At 67.3% G+C, this 24,412-nt stretch carries 19 protein-coding genes and 1 pseudogene; 10 read left to right on the forward strand and 10 right to left on the reverse strand.

All coding sequences use genetic code 11. The annotated features are described in order from the left end of the window. Window positions 1–33: 33 nt before the first annotated feature. The 6 genes and pseudogenes from CYJ10_RS25970 to CYJ10_RS25995 all read right to left on the reverse strand — a co-directional run. A complete protein-coding gene (locus CYJ10_RS25970; protein ID WP_101684325.1) occupies window positions 34–2,004 on the reverse strand; it encodes a hybrid sensor histidine kinase/response regulator in 1,971 nt (656 codons plus the stop codon). Then, window positions 1,994–2,944, reverse strand: coding sequence for a sensor histidine kinase (locus CYJ10_RS25975; RefSeq protein ID WP_101684415.1), 951 nt, complete (start codon window positions 2,942–2,944; stop codon window positions 1,994–1,996). The genes CYJ10_RS25970 and CYJ10_RS25975 overlap by 11 nt, the downstream gene beginning before the upstream one ends. A 34-nt stretch (window positions 2,945–2,978) precedes the next feature. Further along, window positions 2,979–3,971, reverse strand: a complete 993-nt coding sequence (locus CYJ10_RS25980) for an ATP-binding SpoIIE family protein phosphatase (RefSeq protein ID WP_101684326.1) — start codon at window positions 3,969–3,971, stop codon at window positions 2,979–2,981. A 28-nt stretch (window positions 3,972–3,999) separates the two neighbouring features. Beyond that, entirely contained in the window at window positions 4,000–4,410 is a 411-nt protein-coding gene (locus tag CYJ10_RS25985) for an anti-sigma regulatory factor (protein WP_101684327.1), read from the reverse strand. A gap of 1 nt (window position 4,411) precedes the next feature. Then, entirely contained in the window at window positions 4,412–4,771 is a 360-nt protein-coding gene (locus tag CYJ10_RS25990) for an STAS domain-containing protein (protein ID WP_101684328.1), read from the reverse strand. A 16-nt stretch (window positions 4,772–4,787) separates the two neighbouring features. Further along, window positions 4,788–5,477, reverse strand: a pseudogene (locus CYJ10_RS25995) (STAS domain-containing protein); the annotation flags it as partial. Between the two features lie 22 nt (window positions 5,478–5,499). On the opposite strand from CYJ10_RS25995, the gene CYJ10_RS35350 reads away from it, so the two are divergent. The 6 genes from CYJ10_RS35350 to pdeM all read left to right on the forward strand — a co-directional run bounded on the left by CYJ10_RS35350 (window position 5,500) and on the right by pdeM (window position 12,422). Beyond that, on the forward strand, window positions 5,500–5,694 hold the full coding sequence (locus tag CYJ10_RS35350; protein WP_101684330.1) for a hypothetical protein: 195 nt from the start codon (window positions 5,500–5,502) through the stop codon (window positions 5,692–5,694). Between the two features lie 224 nt (window positions 5,695–5,918). After that, the gene (locus CYJ10_RS26005) at window positions 5,919–6,191 is read left to right on the forward strand and encodes a hypothetical protein (protein WP_101684416.1); all 273 of its coding nucleotides are present in this window, start codon (window positions 5,919–5,921) and stop codon (window positions 6,189–6,191) included. Between the two features lie 18 nt (window positions 6,192–6,209). Next, window positions 6,210–7,340, forward strand: a complete 1,131-nt coding sequence (locus CYJ10_RS26010; RefSeq protein WP_180863063.1) for a ligase-associated DNA damage response exonuclease — start codon at window positions 6,210–6,212, stop codon at window positions 7,338–7,340. Continuing rightward, window positions 7,337–9,028, forward strand: coding sequence for an ATP-dependent DNA ligase (locus tag CYJ10_RS26015; protein WP_101684332.1), 1,692 nt, complete (start codon window positions 7,337–7,339; stop codon window positions 9,026–9,028). Before CYJ10_RS26010 ends, CYJ10_RS26015 begins: the two co-directional genes overlap by 4 nt. Continuing rightward, window positions 9,025–11,733: a ligase-associated DNA damage response DEXH box helicase gene (locus tag CYJ10_RS26020; RefSeq protein ID WP_101684333.1), complete on the forward strand. Its 2,709-nt coding sequence runs from the start codon at window positions 9,025–9,027 to the stop codon at window positions 11,731–11,733. Before CYJ10_RS26015 ends, CYJ10_RS26020 begins: the two co-directional genes overlap by 4 nt. Beyond that, window positions 11,730–12,422 (forward strand): ligase-associated DNA damage response endonuclease PdeM, encoded by a 693-nt coding sequence (gene pdeM / locus CYJ10_RS26025; RefSeq protein WP_219621520.1) that lies wholly within the window; start codon window positions 11,730–11,732, stop codon window positions 12,420–12,422. The genes CYJ10_RS26020 and pdeM overlap by 4 nt, the downstream gene beginning before the upstream one ends. 196 nt (window positions 12,423–12,618) lie before the next feature. Here pdeM and CYJ10_RS26030 read toward each other — a convergent pair whose 3' ends face one another. Then, window positions 12,619–14,523 carry a PAS domain-containing hybrid sensor histidine kinase/response regulator gene (locus CYJ10_RS26030; RefSeq protein WP_257993548.1) on the reverse strand — a complete coding sequence of 635 codons (1,905 nt, stop codon included), beginning with the start codon at window positions 14,521–14,523 and terminating at the stop codon, window positions 12,619–12,621. Window positions 14,524–14,856: 333 nt separating this feature from the next. Between CYJ10_RS26030 and CYJ10_RS26035 the strand changes: the two genes are divergently transcribed. Next, on the forward strand, window positions 14,857–16,008 hold the full coding sequence (locus tag CYJ10_RS26035) for an aromatic ring-hydroxylating oxygenase subunit alpha (RefSeq protein ID WP_101684335.1): 1,152 nt from the start codon (window positions 14,857–14,859) through the stop codon (window positions 16,006–16,008). Between the two features lie 55 nt (window positions 16,009–16,063). On the opposite strand, the gene CYJ10_RS26040 is transcribed toward CYJ10_RS26035, so the two are convergent. Further along, window positions 16,064–17,143, reverse strand: a complete 1,080-nt coding sequence (locus CYJ10_RS26040) for an alkene reductase (protein ID WP_101684336.1) — start codon at window positions 17,141–17,143, stop codon at window positions 16,064–16,066. Window positions 17,144–17,272: 129 nt separating this feature from the next. Here CYJ10_RS26040 and CYJ10_RS26045 point away from each other — a divergent pair, with 129 nt between their 5' ends. Then, window positions 17,273–18,856 carry a phospholipase D family protein gene (locus CYJ10_RS26045; protein ID WP_257993536.1) on the forward strand — a complete coding sequence of 528 codons (1,584 nt, stop codon included), beginning with the start codon at window positions 17,273–17,275 and terminating at the stop codon, window positions 18,854–18,856. A 152-nt stretch (window positions 18,857–19,008) separates the two neighbouring features. Here CYJ10_RS26045 and CYJ10_RS26050 read toward each other — a convergent pair whose 3' ends face one another. Beyond that, entirely contained in the window at window positions 19,009–20,391 is a 1,383-nt protein-coding gene (locus CYJ10_RS26050) for a glutamate decarboxylase (protein WP_101684337.1), read from the reverse strand. A gap of 390 nt (window positions 20,392–20,781) precedes the next feature. On the opposite strand from CYJ10_RS26050, the gene CYJ10_RS26055 reads away from it, so the two are divergent. Continuing rightward, the gene (locus tag CYJ10_RS26055; protein WP_101684338.1) at window positions 20,782–22,542 is read left to right on the forward strand and encodes a SulP family inorganic anion transporter; all 1,761 of its coding nucleotides are present in this window, start codon (window positions 20,782–20,784) and stop codon (window positions 22,540–22,542) included. A gap of 57 nt (window positions 22,543–22,599) precedes the next feature. Next, on the forward strand, window positions 22,600–23,124 hold the full coding sequence (locus CYJ10_RS34965) for a hypothetical protein (protein ID WP_257993537.1): 525 nt from the start codon (window positions 22,600–22,602) through the stop codon (window positions 23,122–23,124). Window positions 23,125–23,330: 206 nt separating this feature from the next. Here CYJ10_RS34965 and CYJ10_RS26065 read toward each other — a convergent pair whose 3' ends face one another. Further along, window positions 23,331–24,398, reverse strand: coding sequence for a 2-aminoethylphosphonate aminotransferase (locus CYJ10_RS26065; RefSeq protein WP_101684339.1), 1,068 nt, complete (start codon window positions 24,396–24,398; stop codon window positions 23,331–23,333). Window positions 24,399–24,412 lie beyond the last annotated feature (14 nt).

Here is a 24,412-nt window from a genome sequence, read left to right on the forward strand (position 1 = left end):
CATCCCCTTGCCCTTGCCACGCGCGGCCTGTGGCTACTGCGTCGGGACAATCGCCGTTTCGATGGCGTCCATCAGTTCCTGCAGCCGCAGCGGTTTGCCGCAGACCGCGTCGAAGCCCGATTCCATGGCGGCGCGGCGGTCCTGCTGGCGCGTGAACGCGGTCAGGGCCACGGCGGGCACGCGCTGTAGCGCCTCCACGGCTTCGCGTACGCGGATCTCGCGGATCAGGTCGTTGCCGTCGCGGCCGGGCAGGCCAATATCGCTGATCAGCAGGTCCGGCGTGACACGCGCCACTTCGTCCAGCGCCTCGTCGCAATCGCGCGCCGTGCGCACCCGAGCGCCGTAGTCCGTCAGGATCGCGGCCAGCGCGGCCGCCGCGTCGGCGTCATCCTCCACCACCAGTACGTCCAGCGCCGTCAGCGGCACCGATTGCTGCAGCGCCGGCACGTCTTCGCTGGCTGGGGGCGCTTCCGGCGCGCCCACATCGGCCAGCGGAATCACCACCTCGAAGGTCGCGCCCAGGCCCACGCCGGCGCTGAACGCCTGCACCGTGCCGCCGTGCATTTCGCAGAGATGCTTGACGATGGCCAGCCCCAGGCCCAGGCCGCCGTGCTTGCGGCGGTTGGTGTCCTCGCTCTGGGTAAAGCGGTCGAACAGCAGCGGCACGAATTCGGCCGGAATGCCCCGTCCGTTGTCGATCACGCGCACGCGCAGGTAGTCGGTGTCGGACGACACGTCGATCAGCACCGTGCCGTCCTGCGGCGAGAACTTGATCGCGTTGGACACCAGGTTCCACAGGATCTGCTGGAACCGGGCCGCGTCGAGCCATGCAGACTCCGCCGTGGCCGGTGCCAGGTGCAGTTCCAGCGTGACCTGCCGCTCGGCGGCCTGCGCCTGCATGGTGTCCAGCGCGCCGCGTACCACCTCGGCCACGTTGGCGCGCTCGCGTTCCAGCTTCATCTTGCCCACGTTGAGCATCGACACGTCGACCAGATCGGCCACCAGCCGGCGCTGGATCGCCACGTTGCGTTCCACGGCGGCCAGCCCGCGCCGGCCTTCCTCGGAATCGATGTGGCGGGCCAGCACGTGGGTCCACACCGAGATCACGTTGAGCGGGTTGCGCAGCTCGTGCGACAGGATGGCGATGAAGTCGTCCTTCATGCGGTTCAGCCGCTCCACGGCGGCACGCGCGGCCTGCTCGCGCTCGATCAATTGCTCGCGCTGGCGCTCCAGGTTGATGTGGTCGGTGATGTTCGACACCACGGCCACCTTGACGCCTGTTTCCAGCACCGCCGAGATGCTCCACTCCAGGTGCATGGTCTCGCCATTGGCATCCTCCAGCGGGAACGTGCCCTGCCAGCCGTCCACCCGTCCGTGGCCGGTGGCTTCGACGATCTGGTCGCGGTACGCCGGCGGCGCGAAGGCGGCCACGGGCTGGCCCAGCAGGTCGCCCTCGGTGCGCTTGAGCAGCGTCAGCATGGCCGGATTCACGTCGACAAAGCGCCCGGCCAGGTCCAGCGTGCAGATGCCGCCGATGGCCTGGTGGTAGATCGCGCGGAAGCGGGCCTCGCTCTCGCGCATCGACCGCTCGGCCGCACTGGCGCGCAGCAGCGACGCAATGGTAGCCACAAGCACGCCAGGCTCGGCCGGGTGGACCAGGTAGGCGCTGGCCCCGGCATCGAGGCCGCGCACCTTGTCGTAGTCGGCCACGTAGGTCGCTGACAGATGCACCACGGGCACGGTGGCGGTTTCGGGTCGGCCGCGCAGGATGCGGCAGACCTGGAAGCCATCGATATCGGGCAGGTTGACGTCCAGCACCACGGCCGACACGCTGGTGTCGGCCAGCTGCAGGGCCTCCTGTCCGCTTTCGGCCTCGGCCGTGCGGTAGCCCGCCGCGGTCAGCACGCGTACCGTGGCGTAGCGCGTCACCGGGTTGTCGTCGACCACCAGCACCAGCGGGTCCGAAGCGCCGGACTGGGGTGCATTGCGGTTTTCATCCGGCATGGTCGTCTCCGGAGGCAGTTGCCGGTCCGGCCGGGCGCTCGGAAGCCCGCGCGGTGGCCGGCGTGGGGTAAGTCGTGGGCAGTGTCACGTAGAAGCGCGACCCGACGCCGACGTCGCTCTCGAAGCCCACGTGGCCGCCCAGCAGTTCGGCCAGCCGCTTCGACAGCGCCAGGCCCAGGCCCGAGCCCCGATAGCGCCGCTGCAGCGGCGAATCGATCTGCACGAAGTCCTGGAATACCTCGCCGTGCGACTCGGGCGGGATGCCGATGCCGGTGTCGCGCACGGAAAACGTGATCGTGTCCGGGGTGTCGCAGGTGGCCGACACACGCACTTCGCCGCTGGGCGTGAACTTCAGCGCGTTGGAGATGTAGTTGCGCAGGATCTGCGACAGCTTGCGGTTGTCGCTGAACAGCTTCGGCACGTCGTGCGGCGCCTCGAAGATCAGCGACACGTCGGGGTTGGTCAGCACCGGCTTGAACATGCCGCGCAGCGCGTCGAACAGCGCCACCATGTCGAACCAGGCGGGCGACACCTCGACACGACCGGCTTCCAGCCGGGCCAGGTCCAGCAGGTCGCCCACCATCTCGGCAAACTCGGCGGCGGTGTCGCGCACGAAGCCGACCTGTCTTTCCTGCTCGGGCGTGAGCGGGCCGTCCACGCGGTCCATCAGCAGCCGCGTGATGCTCTGGATGGACACGATCGGCGTCCGGAACTCGTGGCTCATATAGGCCAGGAAGCGGCTCTTGAGCTCGGTGGCGTGGCGCAGCTGCTCGGCCTGAATGTCCAGTTCGGAGTAAAGCGCCAAAACGCCGCGGTTGGTTTCCTCGATTTCGGCGCGCAGCGCTTCCACTTCCTGCGTGCGGGCGTCGAGCGCGGCGCGCAGCGCGGCCACGGTGTCGGGCGGAGCGGGTGGGGTGGATGGCTTGGGTTGGTCGGGCATGGCGTTGTCCGGGATCGCGTCCTGGGCAGTCATCTCAAATCTCCGCACGGCGTATCACCACCACGGTGGCGTCGTCGCGTCCACGGCTGAATTTCCAGAGGACAAAGGCGGCCACGATGGCCGGGTCGCGCTGCAGCACGGTGGCATCGTCGAACTGCCAGCGCGACTGGATGCCGTCCGAATGCAGGATCACCAGCGCATGCGCGGGCCAGTCCATCTCCTGCTCCTGCACCGAGCGCATCTGGATGCCCGCCGTGCCGTTCTGGCTGACCAGCGTGCGGTCGCCGATGCCGGAAATCACGCGGCCCAGGATGTTGCCCGCGCCGGCAAAGCGGATACGCTGGCTGCCGCCATCGATGCGATAGGCCCCGATGGCAGCGCCACGGGTGCCGCGCAGCGCCACGTGGGCGCGTTCGACGTACTGCCCGGGGCTGGCGCCGTGCTTAGGGTCGAACACCGTCAACGCCGCCGTGGCCGCGTCGGCGGCATCGGGGCCGTGCCCCAGGCCATCCACCACCACCGCGTCGGCGCGATGATCGTGTACGGCCACGCCCCAGCCATCGCCGCTGACCTGCTCGCCAGGCGCGGCCAGGCAGATCGCACCCACCGCGAAGCCGCCAATCAGGCGGCGCGGCTTGCCGGCCGCGTCGCGGTCGCGGTAGAAGCGGGCCAGGATCAGGCTGCCGATGCCGACCTGGGTGTGGACGTCGAAGTCGTCGGCCAGGCGGCTCACGGCGCCCAGGCCCTGGCCGGCGCTGCCGGCCGTGGAGTAACCGTCCTGCATGCAGGCCTGCAGGTTGGCCATGCCGGGGCCGTCGTCGATCGACATCAGTTCGATGGCCAGGCTGCCGTCCACCTCGCGCGCGGCCAGCAGCAGCCGCCCGCCGTGTGCGTGGCGCACAAGGTTGTTGCCCAGTTCGTTGACGGCCACCGCCAGGCGGCCGCACTGGGTGGCATCGAACCCCAGCCGGGCAGACATCTCGGCGGCGTGGCGCCGGGCTTCGCCCACGCGGCTGGGATCGCCCATCGGCACCGCGTGGTGCGGCCCGTGGTTCTTACTTCCACCGAGTGACGCTGACACAGGTTCCCTCGCCAACTTGCGTGCGGATCTCGAACTCGTTCACCAGGCGGCGCGTGCCCGACAGGCCCATGCCCAGGCCGCTGCCGGTGGTCCAGCCGTCGACCAGCGCCTGATCGACATCGGGAATGCCGGGCCCGTGGTCCTCGAAGTGCAGGCGCAACCCGCGCCGGATGCCTTCGTTCAGCGTTTCCCAGCGCATTTCGCCGCCGCCGCCGTACACCATCGTGTTGCGCGCCAGTTCGCTGGCCGCCGTAATCATCTTAGTCTGCTCCACCAGCGAAAACTTCAGCTGGGCCGTCAGTGTGCGCACCACGGCGCGTGCCTGCACGATGTCGCGCTCGTCGCGGATCTGGGCGCTGCCCGTCGGGGCCAGTTCGGTCGTCACGTCAGACCACCCGCGCGGCGTCGAGCATTGCCATGCCACGTTCCACGTTGAGCGCCGTTTTCACCCCGCCCAGGGACAGGCCCAGCTCCACCAGCGTGATGGCCACGGCGGGGCGGATACCCACCACCACGGTCGTGGCGCCCAGGATGCGGCTGATGTCGGAGATGCTGACCAGCATGCGGCCGATGAAGGAATCGACCATTTCCAGCGCCGAGACGTCGATCAGCACGCCATGCGCGCCCGTTTTTTCGACCATCGTGGCCAGGTCTTCCTGCAGTAACAGGGCGGTCTGGTCCTGCATGTCGATCTGGATGGTGACAAGCAGATGCTTGCCCATCCGCAGGATTGGAATCCGTTCCATGGCTGGCTCGCGAGGTTCAGTTGGCGCCGCGGGACACCGTGTGCCCCGTCATGCGCATGGCCGCGGCCAGTGCGTCGGCCAGTGTCGACTTGGTGATGATGCCCTGCAGGTCGATGCCCAGATGCACGATGGTCTGCGCAATCTGCGGCCGGATGCCGCTGATGATGCTTTCGGCGCCCATCAGGCGGATGGCGGTCACGGTCTTCATCAGATGCTGCGCCACCAGCGTGTCCACGGTGGGCACGCCGGTGATGTCGATGATGACCAGTTCGGAGCCGGTTTCCACCAGCCGCTCGAGCAGCGATTCCATGACCATCTGCGCGCGGCTGCTGTCCAGCGTGCCGATCACGGGCACGGCCAGCACGCCGTCCCACAGCTTGATGACGGGCGTGGACAGTTCCATCAGTTCGTGCTGTTGGCGCACGATGATCTCCTCGCGCGTCTTCTGGTACGTGGAAACGGTCCACTGGGCCATGCGGTCGACGATGGCCGAGGTGGTCCAGATCACGTCGATCTGGCCGTCCACGCCGCCGGTCTGGCGCTGCAGCACGTCGAAGATCGGCCGTTTCAGTGCCAGGATGAAGCCGCTGGTCACGTCGGCCGTTTCGCCCTGCGCGGCCCGGTTGCGCGACAAATGCGCGAGCGTGTCGCGCAACGCGCTCCACGGGCCGGTGTTGAAGTTGCCGGCGTCGCCATCGGCGCGCAGGCCCGCTTCTAGGCCCTGCAGGATGGATGGCCTGCTGTTCGGCCGCCACGTTCTGCGTCAGGCCGCGGCCTTCGGCATAGTTGTGGTATTCCGTCATCCAGCCGCGCAGGATGCTTTCGTGTTCAGCGCGCAGGAGATCGGCAAGTCGCTGGTTTTCGGTGCGCATGGGCGTCGCTCTGATGGGTTGGGGTGGCCAGCCGCAGGACCGGCGGAATAGTGATCCAACCCATTCTAGGAGAGATTGATAGCTCACACTATCGGCGTCCGGCTGATTGACGGGACAACAAAAATCGGCTCCGCCGGATGCGGTTCGATGGAAACGCCTTATCGGTAACACCCCGGGGCAATGTGAGAATGCGCCGACACGGGAACGGGATCGCCCCGGCTGACGGCGGCCGGCGCTGGAGCCTAGTCTGGAGCATCGGACGACGGAGGGTGACCGTGAACTGGCTTGATGCGCTGCAATGGCCCGCCATGGCTGTGACCGTGCTGGCCACCTGGCTGGTGGGCAGCGAATCGCCGCGCCGCCGCAAGGCGGGGTTCTGGTGCTTCCTGGCCAGCAACGCGATGTGGGTGGGCTGGGGATGGTACACGGGCGCCTGGGCGCTGGTGGTGCTGCAGTTTGCCCTGGCCCTGCTCAATATTCGCGGCCAGGCCAAGGCCGACCGCGCGCAGCATGGCGGCGGCTCCCGCCAGAAGGGCGCGCCCGGCTGAATCGGGATGGATATCAGGATGGATAGCGCATCGGACCTGATCGTGGCCACGCCGCAAGGGCTGTACTGCCCGCCCGGCGACTTTTATATCGACCCCTGGCGCCCGGTGGCGCGGGCGGTCATCACGCACGCCCATGCGGACCACGCCCGCCCCGGCAACGGCCAGTACCTCTGCGCCGATTCTGGGCGGGGCGTGCTGCGGGCCCGCCTGCCGGGGATATCGCTCGACACGCTGCCATACGGCCAGCGCATGACGCACCACGGGGTGACGCTGAGCCTGCATCCGGCCGGCCACGTGCTGGGGTCGGCGCAGGTGCGGCTGGAACACGGCGGCCAGGTCTGGGTGGCTTCGGGCGACTACAAGGTCGAGCCGGAAGGCACCTGCGCGTCGTTCGAGCCGGTGCGCTGTGACACGTTCATCACCGAAAGCACGTTCGGCCTGCCGATCTACCGCTGGCCGCGCGAGGGTGCGCTGATGGCGGAGATCTTCGACTGGTGGCAGGCCAATGCGGCCGCGGGTCGGGCCAGCGTGCTGTACTGCTACGCGTTCGGCAAGGCCCAGCGCATCCTGAACGGCTTGATGCGCCATGCCGGCGCGGCGCTGGCGATGCCCGGCCCGATCGTCGCCCATGGCGCGATGACCGCGCTGAATCAGGCCTACGCGGCGGCGGGCGTGGCCTTGCCTCCGACCATGACCACGGCCGACCTGCCCGCGCGGAGCCCGGCCCTGCGCCGGGCGCTGGTACTGGCGCCGCCATCGGCGCAGCGGTCTACCTGGCTGCGGCGGTTTGGCGAGGCGTCCGACGCGTTCGCCAGCGGGTGGATGCAGTTGCGTGGCACGCGCCGGCGGCGCGGCGTGGATCGCGGCTTTGCGCTATCAGACCACGCGGACTGGCCCGGACTGCTGTCGGCCATCGTCGCCACGGGCGCCCGGCGCGTGATCGTCACCCACGGCAACGTGCCCGTGATGGTGCGCTACCTGTGCGAGCAGGGGCTCGACGCGCAGGGATTTCGCACCGAGTTCGGCGATGACGACGACGCCACGGGCGCCGCCGCCGAGTCGGCGTCCGACGTGGCGGTGGCCGACGCACCCGCCGATGCACCCACAGGCGCTCCCACAGGCGCTCCCACCGGGGAGGGCGCCGAATGAAAGCGTTCGCCGACCTTTACAGCGAACTCGACGGCACCACGTCGAGCAAGGCCAAGCTGGCGGCGCTGGCCCGCTACTTCGGCAGCGCCGCGCCGGCCGACGCCGCGTGGGCGGTCTACTTTCTGTCGGGCGGCAAGCCGCGCCAGATCGTGCCGGTGGCCGCGCTGCGCGCGCTGGCGCAGCGGGCGGCCAGCCTGCCCGAATGGCTGTTCGAGGAAAGCTACCAGGCCGTGGGCGACCTGGCCGAAACCATCGCCTTGCTGCTGCCTGACGCCGACCATGTCGACGCCGCCGGGCTGGCCGAGTGGGTCGAACAGCGCGTGCTGCCCTTGCGCGACCTGGCGCGCGGCCAGCCGCCCGAGGTGCTGAACGACGCGCTGGACGCGCTGTGGCGGCCACTAGATGCGCGCGGCCGGCTGGTGCTGTTCAAGCTCATCACGGGCAGCTTCCGGGTGGGGGTGTCGAAGCTGCTGGTCACGCGGGCGCTGGGCGAGGTGGCCGGTATCGATCCGAAACGCGTGGCCGAGCGCCTGGTCGGCTATACCGACATCCGCGCGCTGTCCACGCCCGAGCGCTTCCTGGCCCTGATCGCGCCGGAACGCACCGAAGGCGAGGGTGGGGGCAGCGGTCCGGCGCGCGGCGGCCAGCCTTACCCGTTCTTTCTGGCCCACCCGCTGCAGGCCCCAGTCGAGGAATTCGACGCCGTGCTCGGTGCCCCGGCGCGCTGGCAGGTGGAGTGGAAATGGGACGGTATCCGCGCCCAGTTGGTGCGCCGCGACGGCCAGGCCTGGCTATGGTCGCGCGGCGAGGAACTGATCACCGAGCGCTTTCCGGAACTGGCCGAGGTCGCGCAGCGGCTGCCGGACGGTACCGTGCTCGACGGCGAGATCATCGTCTGGATTGACGGCCGCGTGCAGCCGTTTGCCTTGCTGCAGCAGCGCATCGGCCGCAAGTCCGTCAGCGCGAAGCTGCTGCGCGAGGCGCCGGCCATCCTGATGGCGTATGACCTGCTGGAATGGCAGGGCCAGGACTGGCGCCCCCGTCCGCAGGCCGAACGCCGCGCCCAACTGGCGCGGGTGGTTGCCGACCATATCCACCCGGCGCTGGAACTGAGCCCGCTCGTGGAGGCCGACGACTGGCCGCACTTTGCCCGGCTGCGCGACACATCGCGCGCCCAGGGCGTGGAAGGCTTCATGCTCAAGGCAGCCGACGCGGCCTACGGGGCGGGGCGCACGCGCGACGTGGGCATCTGGTGGAAATGGAAGATCGACCCGTACACGGTGGATGCCGTGCTGGTCTACGCGCAGCGCGGCCACGGACGCCGCGCCAGCCTCTATACCGATTTCACGTTCGCGGTCTGGAATGCGCCGCCCGGCACGCCCGACCGCGCGCTGGTGCCGTTCGCCAAGGCCTATTCGGGGCTGACCGACGCAGAAATGCGCGCGGTCGACGCCATCGTGCGACGGACCACGGTGGAGCAGTTCGGCCCGGTGCGCAGCGTTAGGCCAACCCAGGTGTTCGAGTTGGGCTTCGAGGGCATCGGCCGCAGCGGGCGCCACAAGAGCGGCATTGCGGTGCGCTTTCCGCGCATGCTGCGCTGGCGTACCGACAAGCCGGTGGATGAAGCCGACACGCTCGATACGCTCGAAGCGATGCTGCCGGCGGCGCCGGCCAGCGATGCCGCATGAGTGCCGAAGACGCACCGTTCGTCCAGGCCCCGCCGGTGGCGGAATCGCTGCCGGCGCTGTTCGCGGCGCGGCACTGGCAACCGTTCGCGTTCCAGCGCGCCGTGTGGCAGGCCATCGGGGAGGGCAAGAGCGGGTTGCTGCACGCCACCACAGGCACCGGCAAGACCTATGCGGCGTGGCTGGGCGCGCTGCTGGCGTACGCGGTGCCGCCCAAGCGTGCTGGCGCGCTGCCGCCGCCGCTGACCGTGCTGTGGCTGACGCCGATGCGGGCGCTGGCCGCCGATACCACGCGCGCGCTGCAGGCGCCGCTGGCGGAACTGGGACTGGACTGGACCGTGGCGCTGCGCACCGGCGACACCGGCAGCAGCGAGCGCGCGGCCCAGGCCCGGCGCCTGCCGACCGCGCTGGTCACCACGCCCGAAAGCCTGTCGCTGCTGCTGACCCGTGCCGATGCCCGCGAGGCACTTGGCCGCGTGCGCCTGGTCGTGGTCGACGAATGGCATGAGCTGATCGGTAGCAAGCGCGGCGTGCAGGTGCAACTGGCGCTGGCGCGGCTGCACCAGTGGCAGCCGGACCTGTGCGTCTGGGGCCTGTCGGCCACGCTGGCCAACCTCGATCTTGCGCGCGACGTGCTGCTGGCTGGCATCCCCGAGCATCGGCGTGTGCTGGTACACGGTCATACGCCCAAGACGCTGATCGTCGATACGCTGCTGCCCGATGCCGCCGGGCGCTTTCCGTGGGCCGGCCATCTGGGCCTGTCGATGCTGCCGCACGTGCTGCGTGAACTGGAGACCAGCAGCACGTCGCTGGTCTTTCTGAACACGCGTTCGCAGGCCGAAATCTGGTATCAGGCCATGCTCGATGCGCGGCCGGACTGGGCCGGGCAGATCGCGCTGCACCACGGTTCGCTGGACCGCGCCGTGCGTGAATGGGTCGAACTGAACCTCAAGAATGGTGCGCTGCGTGCCGTGGTTTGCACATCGAGCCTGGACCTGGGCGTGGACTTTCTGCCCGTGGAGAGGGTGCTCCAGATCGGCTCGCCCAAGGGCGTGGCGCGGCTGCTGCAGCGGGCCGGGCGGTCGGGGCATGCGCCGGGCCGCGCGTCGCGCGTGACCGTGGTGCCCACGCACAGCCTGGAACTGGTGGAATCGGTGGCGGCGCGCCTGGCAATCCAGGCCGGGCGTATCGAGGCGCGCGAATCGCCCGACAAGCCGCTCGACGTGCTGGCGCAGCATCTGGTGACCGTGGCGCTGGGCGGCGGCTTCCAGGCCGACGAACTGCTGGCCGAGGTGCGCCAGGCCTGGGCCTATCGCAACCTGACCGGCGACGAATGGCACTGGTGCCTGGACTTCGTGCGGCAGGGCGGGCCCACGCTGTCGGCGTATCCGGACTACCGCCGCGCGATGCCCGACGACGCGGGCGTCTGGCGTGTGCCCGATGCCCGACTGGCGCGGCGGCATCGCATGAGCGTGGGCACCATCGTCAGCGATGCATCGATGCAGGTGCGCTTCTGGACGCGCGCCGGCAGCGGCGGCGCGTCGCTGGGCACGGTGGAAGAGGGCTTTATCGCGCGCCTCGCGCCGGGCGACTGCTTCCTGTTCGGCGGCCGCCTGCTGGAACTGGTGCGCGTGCAGGAGATGACGGCCTATGTGCGGCGCGCCACGGGCAAGCGGCCGTCGGTGCCGCGCTGGAACGGCGGCAAGATGCCGCTGTCGACCGAACTGGCCGACGCCGTGGTGGGCACGCTCGACGCCGTGCAGGCGGGCCGGCTTGACCCGGCCAGCACGCCGGAACTGCCCCTGATCGCCCCGATCGTGGCGTTGCAGGCGCGCTGGTCGGCGCTGCCGTCGCCGGACACCCTGCTGGCGGAAAGCCTGCATTCGCGCGAAGGCTGGCACCTGTTCCTGTATCCGTTCGCGGGGCGCTCGGTGCATCTGGGGCTGGGCAGCCTGCTGGCGTGGCGGCTGGGCCAGAAGGTGCCCGCCACGTTTTCGGTGGCGGTGAACGACTACGGGCTGGAACTGCTGGCGTCGGCGCCGGTGGACTGGGCGCAGTGGCTGCCGCAGGTGCTGGCCGAAGAACGCCAGCGCGACCTGGCCGCCGATGTGCTGGGCAGCCTCAACGCCGGGGAACTGTCGCTGCGGCGGTTCCGCGAGATCGCACGCGTGGCCGGCCTGATCTTCCAGGGCTATCCCGGCGCGCATCACAGCGCGCGGCAACTGCAGGCATCGTCGAGCCTGTTCTACGAGGTCTTCCGCAAGCACGATCCGGACAACCTGCTGCTGGGGCAGGCCGAGCGCGAGGTGCTGATGCAGGAACTGGACGCGCACCGGCTGGCCGATACGCTGCAACGGATGGCAATGCGGCGGCTCGATCTTCGCGCGCTGCAACGGCCGTCGCCGCTGGCCTTTCCGTTGATCGTGGAGTTCCTGCGCGAAAAGCTCAGCACCGAGAAGCTGGCCGACCGCATCGCGCGGATGCTGGCGGAGCTGGAACAGGCGGCCGCGCAGCCCGATAGCGGCACCGGCGGCACGGGTGGCACGGGCGACACCTACCGAGGGCCGATGCACGATACCCCGCCCGCCGTGGACGCGGCGCGCGTGGCCGAACTGGCGCGCTTCGGCATGGCCGACCACGCCGGGCCGGCGGGCCCGCGCAAACCCCGGCGGCCGCGCAAGCCGTCGAAACCGCTTCCGCTGTTATGACCTCGGCAGACATGACGCCCGGCCAGATGGGCGGGCAGGCGGTGACGCTGGCCGGCGAGACACTCTGGCTGCTGCCCGAGCATGCGGTCTGGTGGCCGGCTGCGGCAATGCTGATGGCAGCCGACGTCCATATCGGCAAGGCGGCGGCGTTTCGGGCGCTGGGGCAGCCTGTGCCGCATGGCACCACGGCCGACAACCTGGCCCGGTTGCTGGACCTGGCGCGGCGCTATCCGGCGCGGGAACTGGTGTTTCTGGGCGATTTCCTGCACGCGCGGGCCGCGCGCACGGCGGCGGTGCTGCTGGCCCTGCATGACTGGCGCCGCGCCATGCCGTCGCGCGTGCGTTGCACGCTCGTGCGGGGCAATCATGATACGCACGCCGGCGATCCGCCGCCCGAACTGGGCTTTACCGTGGTGACCGAACCGCTGGTGGCGCCGCCGTTCGCGCTGTGCCATGAACCGGGCGCGCGTGCCGAGGGCTACGCGCTGGCCGGGCACCTGCATCCCGCCTGCGTGCTGCGCGGCACGGGCGCCGATGCGCTGCGGCTGCCGTGCTTCGTGGTGGGCGGGCGGGGGATGATCCTGCCGGCGTTCGGCGCGTTCATCGGGCACGCCACGGTGCGGGCGGGCGAGGGTGAGCGGCTCTATCCGGTCGGGGATGGGCGGGTGTGGGCGCTGCCGGGCGGATGACGGCGCGCGCCGGGTGCGCTCGCCCTCTCCCCCGACTCCTCTCCCGCTGGGTCCGCGATGTCCCCGGTCTGAACAGGCGGGAGAGGGGGAGAGCAACATCGGCATGCAAGACGTTTATGTGTTTGCGCGCCTCTCCCGCGTGCGGGGGGAGGGGCTGGGGGAGAGGGCAGGTCTGTCCGTTACCGCTGCGCGCGCGTCAGTCTCCGGCAATCACCTTCAGCAGCACGTCGAGTTCCACCGGCTTGACCAGATGCACGTTGAAGCCCGCGGCGGCGGTCTGTTCGCGGTCCGACGCCTGGCCGAAGCCGGTCAGTGCCACGTAGCGGGTGCCGGACAGCGCCGGCATGCCGCGCAGCGCGTGGATGACCGCGAAGCCGTCCATACCGGGCATGGCCAGGTCGATCAGGGCCACGTCGGGCCGCACCCGCGCGGCGGCGTGGATGGCCTCCATGCCGTCGTAGGCAATCGTCACTTGATGGCCCGACATTTCCAGCAGGATCGACATGCTGTCGGCCGCGTCGCGGTTGTCGTCCACGAGCAGCACACGGCGCTCGTGGCCGTCGCCATGGCGCGTGCCGCCGCTGCTGCTGGGCGTGTCGGCGGTTGCCGCCAGTGGCAGTTGCACGGTGAACGTGGCACCCAGACCTGGGCCTTCGCTGGTGGCGGCGATCGACCCGCCGTGCATTTCCACCAGCGAACGGCACAGCGACAGGCCGATGCCCAGCCCGCCTTGCGCGGTACTGCCGGGCCGGTCTTCCTGCGCGAACAGGTTGAAGATCGACTCCAGCGATTCGCGCGCAATGCCGCGCCCATGGTCGATGACCTGGATCACCTGCGTACGGTGGCGGACCGATGCGGAGATGGCAATCTGCGCGCCCGGCGACGAGAATTTCGATGCGTTGAGCAGCAGGTTCTGCATGACCTGGCTCAGCCGGGTGCGGTCGGCGTGAAGCGGCAGCGGCATGGTGTCGGTGGTCACGGTCACGGTCTGCGACTTCGCCGCCAGTGCCGGGTCGGCAGCCTCGATGCCCAGCGCGATGATGTCGCGGGTGTCGAGCGGCTCCAGCCGCAGTTCGATCTTGCCGGCGGCGATGCGGCCCACGTCGAGCAGGTCGTCCACGAGCCGTGTCAGGTGCGACATCTGTCGCTCGACCAGGCCAACGCTCTTCTGCATGGCCTGCGGGTCTTCGGGACGCATCTGCATCACGGTCAGCGCGTTGCGGATCGGTGCCAGGGGGTTGCGCAGTTCATGGGAAAGTGTCGCCAGGAATTCGTTCATGCGCCGTTCCGATTGCTCCAGTTCCTCAAGCCGTTTGCGCTCGCTCATGTCGCGCGTGACCTTGGCAAATCCGCGCAGGGCGCGCGTTTCGTCGTAGACCGCGGTGATGGTCACGTTGGCCCAGAATAGCGAGCCGTCCTTGCGCACGCGCCAGCCTTCGTCCTCCACCCGGCCCATCTCGCGGGCGATGACCAGTTCGCGGCCCGGCTTGTCGGCGGCCACGTCGTCCGGCGGGTAGAACACCGAGAAGTGCTGGCCGATGATTTCGTCGCGGCGGTAGCCCTTGATGTACGACGCGCCGGCGTTCCAGCTCATGACATGACCGGTCGGGTCGAGCATGAAGATCGCGTAGTCCTTGACGCTGTCGACCAGCAGCCGGAAGGTTTCCTCGCTCTGGCGCAGTTCCTCGGCGGTGGCGCGCTGCGCGGTCATGTCGCGTGTGACCTTGCCGAAGCCGATCAGCTTGCCGTGTTCGTCGTGCAGGGCGGTGATGATCACGTTGGCCCAGAACTGCGTGCCATCCTTGCGCACGCGCCAGCCTTCGTCCTCGAAGCGGCCCAGCCGGGCGGCGGCCTCCAGTTCCGTGTCAGGCCAGTGGCGCGCCTTGGCCTCTTCGGTATAGAAGCGCGAAAAATGCTGGCCGACGATTTCGTCGCGACTGTAGCCCTTGATGCGGGCGGCGCCGGCATTCCAGCTCATGACGTGTCCGGTGGCGTCGAGCCGGAAGATGGCGTAGTCGTAGATCGACTCGATCAGGGTGCGATAGGAGGCGTCGTCGCCGGTGTCGCGGTGCGGCACCGGCACGGGGGCGGAGCGGGACATGATCGGAGGGGCTGGCATGTCTCTGGTTTCGTAGTCTGAAAGGATAACCCGAGACAGGGCATTCCCCGGAGGCCGTCGCAAATGTGTTGCAAATCAGCCGTCTAGCGCGTGGCCAGGTTGATTCTCACCCTTTTGGAGGTCGACCGTGCGCCGGCGCGCGAGCCGGACGCGGCGCCGCCGCCAGACGCGGGGCAGCCCGGGCCGCCAGTCGGATAAAAGCTGACAGACCGGCGGCCGCCGTTGGGTTAGACTCAAAAGATTCCTGCCCGATGCTTCCCGCCGCGTCATGCGGGCGCTGGAGATCGAGTGCCTGGATCCAAGGAGACGTCCCGCATGTATGCAGAGTCTGCGCTTGACCGCCGTACCAACGAACTTGATAACAACGCGGCCGCAGGCGGATCCGCGTCGGCGGCGCCGCCAACGTTGCCCGAAGCGCCGCCGCGCGACCTGCGCCGCGTGCCGATTCACCCCGATCACTGGTATCCGCTGGCCTGGTCGCGCGAGGTCAAGGCCGGCCGCGCGCACGGCGTAAAGTTTGCCGGTGACCCCATCGTGCTGGTGCGCACCGCCACCGGCAAGATATTCGCGCTGGAAGACCGCTGCGCGCACCGGCAGGTGCCGCTGAACGCCGGCGTAGTGGAGGGGGAATCCATCCGCTGCTGCTACCACGGCTGGACCTACGACTGCTCGGGCCGCTGCGTCGACGTGCCGTACCTGGGCAAGGAACGGCTGCCCAACGGCGTGCGCGCGTATCCGTGCCAGGAGCGGGCGGGGCTGATCTTCGTGTTCCCGGGCGATCCGGGGCTGGCCGACCAGAAGCCGCTGCCCGAGTTTGCCTCGGTAGCCGACCCCAAGTACAAGACCCGCCGCCTGGGGCGCGAGGTCAAGTGCCACTACTCGTTCATGCACGAGAACCTGATGGACATGAACCATCAGTTCCTGCACCGCAAGCAGATGGGCATGATGCGGGCGCGTTCCCTTGGCCGGCGCCGGGGCGACGACTTTGTCGAGGTCGATTATGTGTTCGAACGCGAGGGCGGCAAGCAGCCCGTGGGCGAGGCGCTGGTGTTCGGCAAGGACGGCGGCCAGAACAACAAGGATGTGATGACGGTGCGCACCGGCTATCCCTACCAGACGCTGCGGATCGTCTCGGGGTCCGGCACGCTGGTGATGGACCTGTGGATCGCCTATGTGCCGCTGGATGCCGCGCAGCGTACCAACCGTACGTTCGGCATGTTGTCGATCCGGCGTCCCGGTGTGCCGCTGCTGCTGGACGCGGCGTGGCCGCTGCTGGTCTGGTTTACCGAGCGGATCTTCAAGGAAGACCGCGAGATCGTGGAGATGGAGCAGGCCGCCCACGACCGTCAGGGCGAGGACTGGAACCACGAGGTATTCCCGGTCATCAAGGAACTGCGCGACCTGCTGCGCCAATGCGGCGGACGTACCGTGATCCCGATCCAGCCCGTGCCGGCCGTGCAGGGCTGAGCCAAGTGTTCCGGGTGCCCTGGACGCCCGAGCGTCCCGGGCACCCCAGACCGGGTCAGGCCTGCGCAGCCTGGGTCAGTGTCGGATAGTCGGTGTAGCCCTGGGCCGGCTCGCCCGGGCTGCCGTACAGCGTGGCGGGGTCTACCGCGTTCAGCGCGGCGCGCTGCTTCAGGCGGTCCACCAGATCCGGGTTGGCGATGTAGGCGCGGCCAAATGCCACCGCGTCGGCATTGCCGCTGTCCAGCGCCGCCTGGGCGGCGTCCTGATCGAACCCGTCATTGGCGATGATCGCGCCGCCAAACGCCTGTTTGATCTGCGGCAGCAACGCGCCTTCGCCCGGCGATTCCCGTACGAACAGAAAACCCAGCCCGCGCTGACCCAGCGCCTGGGCCACGTAGCCGAACGTCTGCGCCGGCTGGCTTTCGCTCATCGAATGGCTGGGCGAACGCGGGGCCAAGTGGACACCCACGCGGTTGGAGCTCCAGACCGCCGTGACGGCTTCAGCCACTTCCAGCAGGATGCGGGCGCGGTTCTCGACCGATCCGCCGTAGGCATCGGTGCGGGTGTTGGTGCCGTCCTGCAGGAACTGGTCCAGCAGGTAGCCGTTGGCGGCGTGGATCGTCACGCCGTCGAAGCCGGCGGCCTTGGCATTGGCTGCGGCGCGCCCGAAATCGGCCACGACTTCGGCGATTTCGTCCACGGTCAGCGCGCGCGGCACCACGAACGGACGCTGCGGACGCAGCAGGCTGACGTTGCCGCCGGCCGCGATGGCGCTGGGCGCCACCGGCGTACGGCCATCGAGCAGGCTCGGGTCCGAAATACGGCCCACATGCCACAACTGGGCCACGATCCGGCCACCGGCACGGTGTACGGCATCGGTCACCTGTTTCCAGCCGGCAACCTGTTCGTCGGACCACAGGCCCGGCACGTTCTGATAACCCACGCCATCGGGCGAAACCGGCACCCCTTCGGAAATCAGCAGGCCGGCGCTGGCGCGCTGGGCGTAGTACTCGGCCATCAGCGCGTTAGGAATGTGCACCGGGTCGGCCGCACGCAGACGCGTCAGCGGCGCCATCACGATACGGTTGGGCAGGTGCAGGTCACCAATCTGGAGCGGATCGAAAAGGGTAGTCATAAGCTTATGCGGCTGGGCTATAAAGCTATCAAAATGAAAGTATCGAAAGGATAGCAGCGCGCGGTAAGATCGCTATCGTTGTTTTTGTACATGTCCATTGTTCACGCTGGAACAATCAGGGGAGGGGGCATGATGCATGTCACGCAAGCTGCGCTCCGGCAAGTGGGTCGGCCACTGATGGTGATGCTGGCGCTGCTGCTGAGCGCCTGTGCCGGCTTGCCGCAACGACCGCCGCTGGCGCCCGAGATGGCGCTGCTGGACACCGGCGATACCGTGCTGGCGCGCGGCTTGGCGCCCAGGCTGGCCGCGCACCCGGGCCAGTCGGCTTTCTATCCGCTGCTGTCGGGCACCGATGCGCTGGCCATGCGGATCGCCCTGGTGCGCACCGCGCAACGCAGCCTGGATGTGCAGTACTACATCTTCGATGCCGACAACACGGGCCTGACGCTGCTGGCCGAGATCATGGCCGCTGCCGACCGGGGCGTGCACGTGCGAGTGCTGCTGGATGATATCCACCTGGCGCGGCAGGACCAGGCGCTGTCTGCCGTCGATGCCCATCCCAATGTGGAAGTCAGGGTGTTCAACCCGTTCGCCAGCCGCAATGTGCGGCTGTTTGAATACGTCACCGATTTCCGGCGCATCAATCGGCGCATGCATAACAAATCGCTGACGGCCGACAACCAGCTGACCATCGTTGGCGGCCGGAATATCGGCGACCAGTACTACGGCGCCGCAGACACCGATTTCACGGACCTGGATCTGTTGGCCGCCGGTCCGGTGGTGCGCGAGGTGTCAGGTGTGTTCGACGATTTCTGGAACAGCGAGGCGGTGTACCCGCTCTCGACGCTGGCCAAGCCGTTGAGCGGCGACGAGGCGACCACCCAGCAGCAAAAGCTGCGCAGTTACCTGGACGAGCACGCCGTCAGCATGCGCGCGACGCCCTACGGCCAGTCGCTGCTGGAAACCGGCATCGTGCAGCTCTTGCGCGACGACCAGTTGCCGGAGTACTGGGGCAAGGCGACCGTGATTGCCGATCGCGCGGCCAAGGTGCTGCTGCCGCCCGAGGACGACTCGACCCACGCCATCCCCAAGCTGGTGAAGTTCATGGAGGGAGCGCAGCACGATCTGACGCTGATCTCGCCGTACTTCGTACCGCCGGATTCGGCCATGACATGGCTGACCGACATGCAGAAACGCGGCGTGCAGGTGCGCATCCTGACCAATTCCTATGGCGCCACCGATGTCTCGGCGGTCCACGCCGGCTATGCGCCGAAGCGCGAGGCGCTGCTCAAGGCCGGCGTCATCCTGTATGAACTGAAGCCCACTGCCTATGCCGAACTGGCCAAGCAGAAGCGGCATCGTGGTCCGGGCGGCAGCAGCCGTGCGAGCCTGCACGCCAAGACCTATATGGTGGACCGTCGCGAACTGTTTATCGGATCGCTGAACCTGGACCCGCGCTCGGCGCGGCTCAACACGGAGATGGGGATCATCGTCGACAGCAAGGAACTGTGCGACATGCTGGCGCAGGGCGTTGACGACGCGCTGTTGGACGCGGCCTACCAGGTGGTGCTCAGCGACGACGGAGAATCGCTGCAGTGGGTGACGCGCGAGGGCGGGGTGGTGCGCACCTACACCAGCGAACCGGATATGAACAGCTGGGACAAGTTCAAGCAGGGCGTGCTGCGGATGCTGCCGGTGGAGGAGCAGCTGTAATGGGCGAATCGTCGCCCGGCTTGCTCCTCCGTCCCATTGCGTTCAGCACGAACATCGGCACACCGACCCGCTTGAATCAAGCCTGCTCTTCGACGTCGCGCTGTCTCTCGCTGTTCGAGATAGCCTGCAAGGGCAGAATACCAGGCGACAACTCAGCACTTGACCGGCGTCGACTGCTCCACCGCGTGCTTGTGCAACGCTGGCGGCTTGGCGTTGCCCCCGTTCTTCTCAAGGAATTTGCACGCGTTGATGATGTCGTTGGCCAATAGTCCTGCAACGTTGTGATTAACGTGCGGACGCACGACCACGCGCAGGCTCGTGACGGATTCAGCGTTCGGCGGCATCGTATAGGCCGACAGCACCCAACCCTTTTCACGGACCTTGTTCGATACGTCGAACTCGTTGAAATTCGTGTACTGCTTGTTGAGCGTTACGGCTACCACCGGAATTCTCTGGGTGGTATTCATAATGGCAAAATACCCGCTCTCGACCAGACGCTGACGTAGATAGATGGCGTTATCCAGCGTGTGTTGCATCACGCGTTTGTAGCCATCGTATCCGAGTCGCAGAAACTGGTAATACTGCACCGCGACCTGAAAGGCATTTCTGCTGAAGTTCAGCGTGGCCGTTGGCATTTCGCCGCCAAGGTAATTCACGTAGAAAACCAGCTCCTCGTTGAATATCTTGCGCTCGCGAAACACGACCCATCCCAGGCCGGGAGGCGTCAAGCCGTACTTGTGACCGGAAGCATTAATCGACTGCACACGCGGCAGACGAAAATCCCATTCGTAATCCGGATACAGGAAGGGATTGACGAATCCGCCCGACGCGCCATCGATGTGCATTGGGATGGACACACCGGTGCGCTTTTCGTAGGCGTCCAGCCAGTCATGGATCCCCTGAATGTCGTCATCCTCACCGGTGAATGTCTGTCCGGCAATCGCGACGACGCAGATGGTATTTTCGTCGACATAGTTGTCGAGTTCTTCCGCCGTCAGGCAGTAATTCCCCGGCTTGAGCGGCACGATTCGCGGCTCGACATCGAAGTAGCGCATAAACTTCTTCCAGACAATTTGCACGTTCCCGCCGGTCACCATGTTTGGCCGCGTGGCGTCCTTGCCCGCCGCGCGACGCTTTTCGCGCCAGTTCCATTTGTGTGCCAGGCCCGCCAGCATGCAGGCCTCCGAGGAACCAACGGTGCAGGTCCCATAGGGCTCGAGGCCCTTTGGCCCATTCCACAACTCGTGGAGCCACCGGACCATGCGGGCCTCCATGGCGAAGAGCCGCGGATACATGTCATGGTCGATGTAATTCTTGAAGATATTTCGTGAAGCAACTTCCCGGGCCTCCGGTTCGGCAAAAGTGGTCACGAACGACGACATGTTGAGCATCGGATTCGTGTCGGTCCACTCGTCGCTGATCACAATCGCTGCCGCTGCATTGGCAGAAATGCCCTCGCGCGGAAAGATGTCTTCGGATACCTCGTAATTGAACTGGTCATAAGGCGTGACCTTCTGCTCTGACATGTCGCTCATGGTTCCCTCACGGATGGGTACATCGATGAAGAAGGCTTGGCATTCCGACGCGAAGTGCTTTACTGCGATGCAGAGGGCACTTCACGCAAATGCCAGGCAGGAAGAAATGTTCTTTCGGGAAATAGGCGGCCCAGCTCCGAATGAAGCTGCTTTCGCCCGGAGTATAGGTAGTTGCACCTTCATCATTCATTGGACCTTGGACCAGTAGTCCTTTGGGCCAATTGAGCGAGAGGTCATGGCGGCATACGTTGACCATCGGATATTCGCAAGCCGTGCGAGCGGCGGCGCAATGAACCGGCGGCATCGGACGCAATCCGTAGCGCCATCGCCGATGCGAATACCGCAACCGCCCCCGGTTGCTGTGGTGTCAGAATCTTCAAGGGGCCGGCCATGGACACTGAATCGGCGTCGGAACAACGAGAGTCCCGCACGGCGGTTGTCGGATCGCGGCATAGCTGGTTCCCACCCGCGCAATGGCTGAAAAACTACCGGTTTCCCTGGCTGGCGCGCGACGTTGTGGCTGGCGTCACCCTGGCGGCATACGGCATCCCCGTGTCGCTCGCATACGCGTCTCTGGCTGGCCTTCCGCCCCAGTACGGCATCTATTGCTACCTTGCCGGGGGCCTGTGCTACGCCGTCTTCGGCTCGTCGCGGCTGCTTGCCATTGGCCCGACTTCGGCCATCTCGATGCTGGTGGGCGTCAGCGTAGCGGGCATGGCCGACGGCGACCCCGTCCGCTGGGCGGCGATTGCATCCCTGACTGCGCTACTTGTGTCAGCCATGTGCCTGGTCGCATGGCTCTTCCGGCTGAGTTCGCTTGTGAATTTCATTAGCGAGACGATCCTTCTCGGATTCAAGGCAGGCGCGGCGCTCACCATTGCCCTGACCCAGCTACCCAAACTGTTCGGCGTCAAAGGTGGCGGGGAGTTCTTTTTCGAGCGGATCGCCATCCTTGCGCAGCAAGTGCCTCAAGCGAATCTTGCGGTACTGGGGTTCGGACTCCTGGCGATCATGGTGTTGCTGCTGGGCGAGAAATTCCTGCCCGGGCGCCCGGTCGCACTTGGCGTCGTGGTGGTTTCCATCGCGCTTCTGTCGACCACTTCGCTCGCTGCGTTCGGCTTCAAGGTCGTGGGGGCGCTGCCGCAGGGTCTACCGGAGTTCCGGCTGCCGACGTTGCGGCCGCGCGATGTCGAAGGCGTGGTCGCACTCGCTTTCGCCTGCCTGTTGCTGTCCTACGTGGAAAGCGTGTCGGCCGCGCGAGCCATCGCGCAGGCCCACGGGGATGAGATCGATCCTCGGCAGGAACTTCTTGCGTTGGGCGCCGCGAACCTCGGGACCGGACTTTTCCAGGGCTATCCCGTGGCGGGCGGGTTGTCGCAATCGTCCGTCAACGACCAGGCGGGCGCGAAGACGCCCCTGGCGCTTGTGTTTGCGTCGGTCACCATTGGCCTGTGTCTGATGTTCCTGACCGGCTTGCTGGCCAACCTTCCCAATGTGGTCTTGGCCGCGATCGTGCTGGTGGCCGTCAAGGGACTCGTCAACGTCCGGGAATTGCGCCACGTCTGGAAGGTCAGCAAGTTCGAGTTTGCCGTATCCATGGTGGCGTTTGCCGCCGTGCTGCTGCTGGGCATCCTCAAGGGCGTCATCGTTGCCGTGCTTGTGTCGATGCTGCTGATCATTCGCCGATCTGCGCATCCCCATGTTGCCCGCCTGGGGCGGATCCCGGGTACCGACGTGTTTTCGGACATCGAGCGGCATCCGGACAACGAGCCCATCCCCGGGGTATTGATCTTCCGGCCGGAGGCCGCCTTGCTTTACTTCAATGCCGAGCACGTGCGTGCCAGCGTCCGGAAAATGATGTCTGACTGTGCAGCGCCGCCGCAGTTGGTGCTCTGTGACTTGTCCGTGTGTGCCGTCGTGGATCTTGCCGGCGCGCGCATGCTTGCCGCGCTGTGCAAGGAACTACAGGCAACGGGCATCCGCCTGCGCCTGGTTGCCCCGCACGCCAGCGCCCGCGACATGCTTCGCGCCGAAGGACTTGAACAACAGGTAGGCGATTTTGGGCGCGGCACGTCGGTGGCCGCCGCCGTGGAAGCGTTTCGGATCAAGCCATCGATCTCCAGTGTGCCCGCCCGGCCCCGGCCCGAGTGACGATCGGGTAGTCCCGGCAATCCCAGGCGACTGGCGTGGTCGTTCCGCGACGGCCGCATGTTCGTGGCGGCGTCACCCCTCGATCGTGGGGTCAAGGTTTCTTCCCTGACTGCCGATGATGTAGATAGCGGCATGGAGTCGTATGCGGAGACCAACGTCCCCGCGGGTCAGCCCCTCGCAATGCGGTTCGGGGTGACAAATCCGCACAACCTCTACAATCGACTGGGCGCCCGATTGCGCTACAGTCACGACATTCGCATCAGAATATCTGGAGCTGAAATGCTGAGATTCGCGGCGATCATCTTGCTTTCGACGTTGGGATCCGCCCCAGCAAATGCCGCCTCGCAAGCGGACAGCCGACCGCAAGTCCTGAGTACCCAACGCGGGCTCACCGACGGCAAACGCGAAGCGACGGTGTTGCACACCGAGCCGCTCGCGCGAGGGGGTGTCATCACAACGCCCCCCTACGATCAGCAGATCAACGGCGCGGCACAGTACCCGCTAATCATCGCCCCCTACATCCAGGTACCTGGCTATACGCCGCAACCCAATCCTCCCCGCCCCGCGCCGCACTTTCGATAGAGGGTGGGAAACAGGGCGGCAATGGCACGGCGACGGACTTTGTGAGCGCGCTGGACGCGAACGGCAAGGTGCGTATCGCCGTCAGGCTGTCTGACGGTTCGGTGTGGGTCTACGACCAGACTTGACGTGGGGGATTCCGGATCCGGCGGGACCGAATCCGTAAAACATGCCGAGGCTGACCAGATAGTCAGCCTCGGCACCGCCGATCAGCGACGCAGCAGTTCGCGGAAGCCGGCGATCAGCCGATGCATGTCGGCCGCTGTCAGTGCGCCCATGGTCGAGATCCGGAACAGTTGCGACGACAGGCCGCCCTGGCCGGCATAGATCACGAAGCCGCGCGCCTTGAGCCCATCGTGCAGTTGCTCGTACGTGACGCCCTGCGGCAGCTTGTACGCGCGCAGCACCACCGACGACTGTGTCGCCGGCCACAATGCCTCGATGCCCAGGGCCGCCAGGCCGCTGCGGACTTCCTCGGCCAGCGCGGCGTAGCGCTGGTGGCGCGCCTGCCAGCCGCCTTCGCCGCTGTGTTCGCGCAGCGCTTCCACCAGCGCATAGAACGCGTGGACGGACGGCGTGAACGGCGTGTTGCGCTGGTCCTGCTGCTTCGCGTACCGGGCGATATCGAGGTAGTAGGTGCGGCTCACCGCATGGGCCAGCGCCGCACGGCGCACGATCACGAAGGCCGCGCCGGGCACGCCGTGCAGGCACTTGTTGGCCGTGGCCGCCACGGCGTCGATGTTGCCGCCGAAGTCGATGGCCTCGGCGCCGAAGCTGCTGACCGTATCGGCCAGCAGGCGCACGCCGCGCGCCTGGCACAGCGCGTCGATGGCCGGCAGGTCGTTCAGGCGGCCCGTGGTGGTCTCGTGCTGGATCACGGCCAGGTGGGTGATCGCCTTGTCAGCCGCCAGCGCCGCGTCGATACGCGCCAGGTCCGGGGCTTCCATCCACTCGTGCTTCACCACCGTGTGCGGGATCTGGTACTGCGTGGCGATCTGGGCGATGCGCTCGCCATAGACGCCGTTCTGCACGATCAGCAGCTTGCCTTGCGCCGGCACCAGTCCGGCGATCATGCTTTCCAGCGCCGCGGTGCCGGAGCCGGTCATCAGCACGGCCGTCCAGGTGGCCGGGTCGAGCCCGTAGATGTCGAGCAGCCGTTGGCGCGCTTCGTCCTGCAGGTCGAAGAACTCGCTTTCGCGGTGGCACAGGTCCGTTTGCAGCAGGCTCTTGCGGACGCGTTCGGACAGCGTGACGGGGCCGGGATTCAGAAGCAGCATGCGTTTTCTCAAGC

The organism is Cupriavidus pauculus, assembly GCF_002858765.1.
Classification (GTDB): Bacteria; Pseudomonadota; Gammaproteobacteria; order Burkholderiales; family Burkholderiaceae; genus Cupriavidus; species Cupriavidus pauculus_B.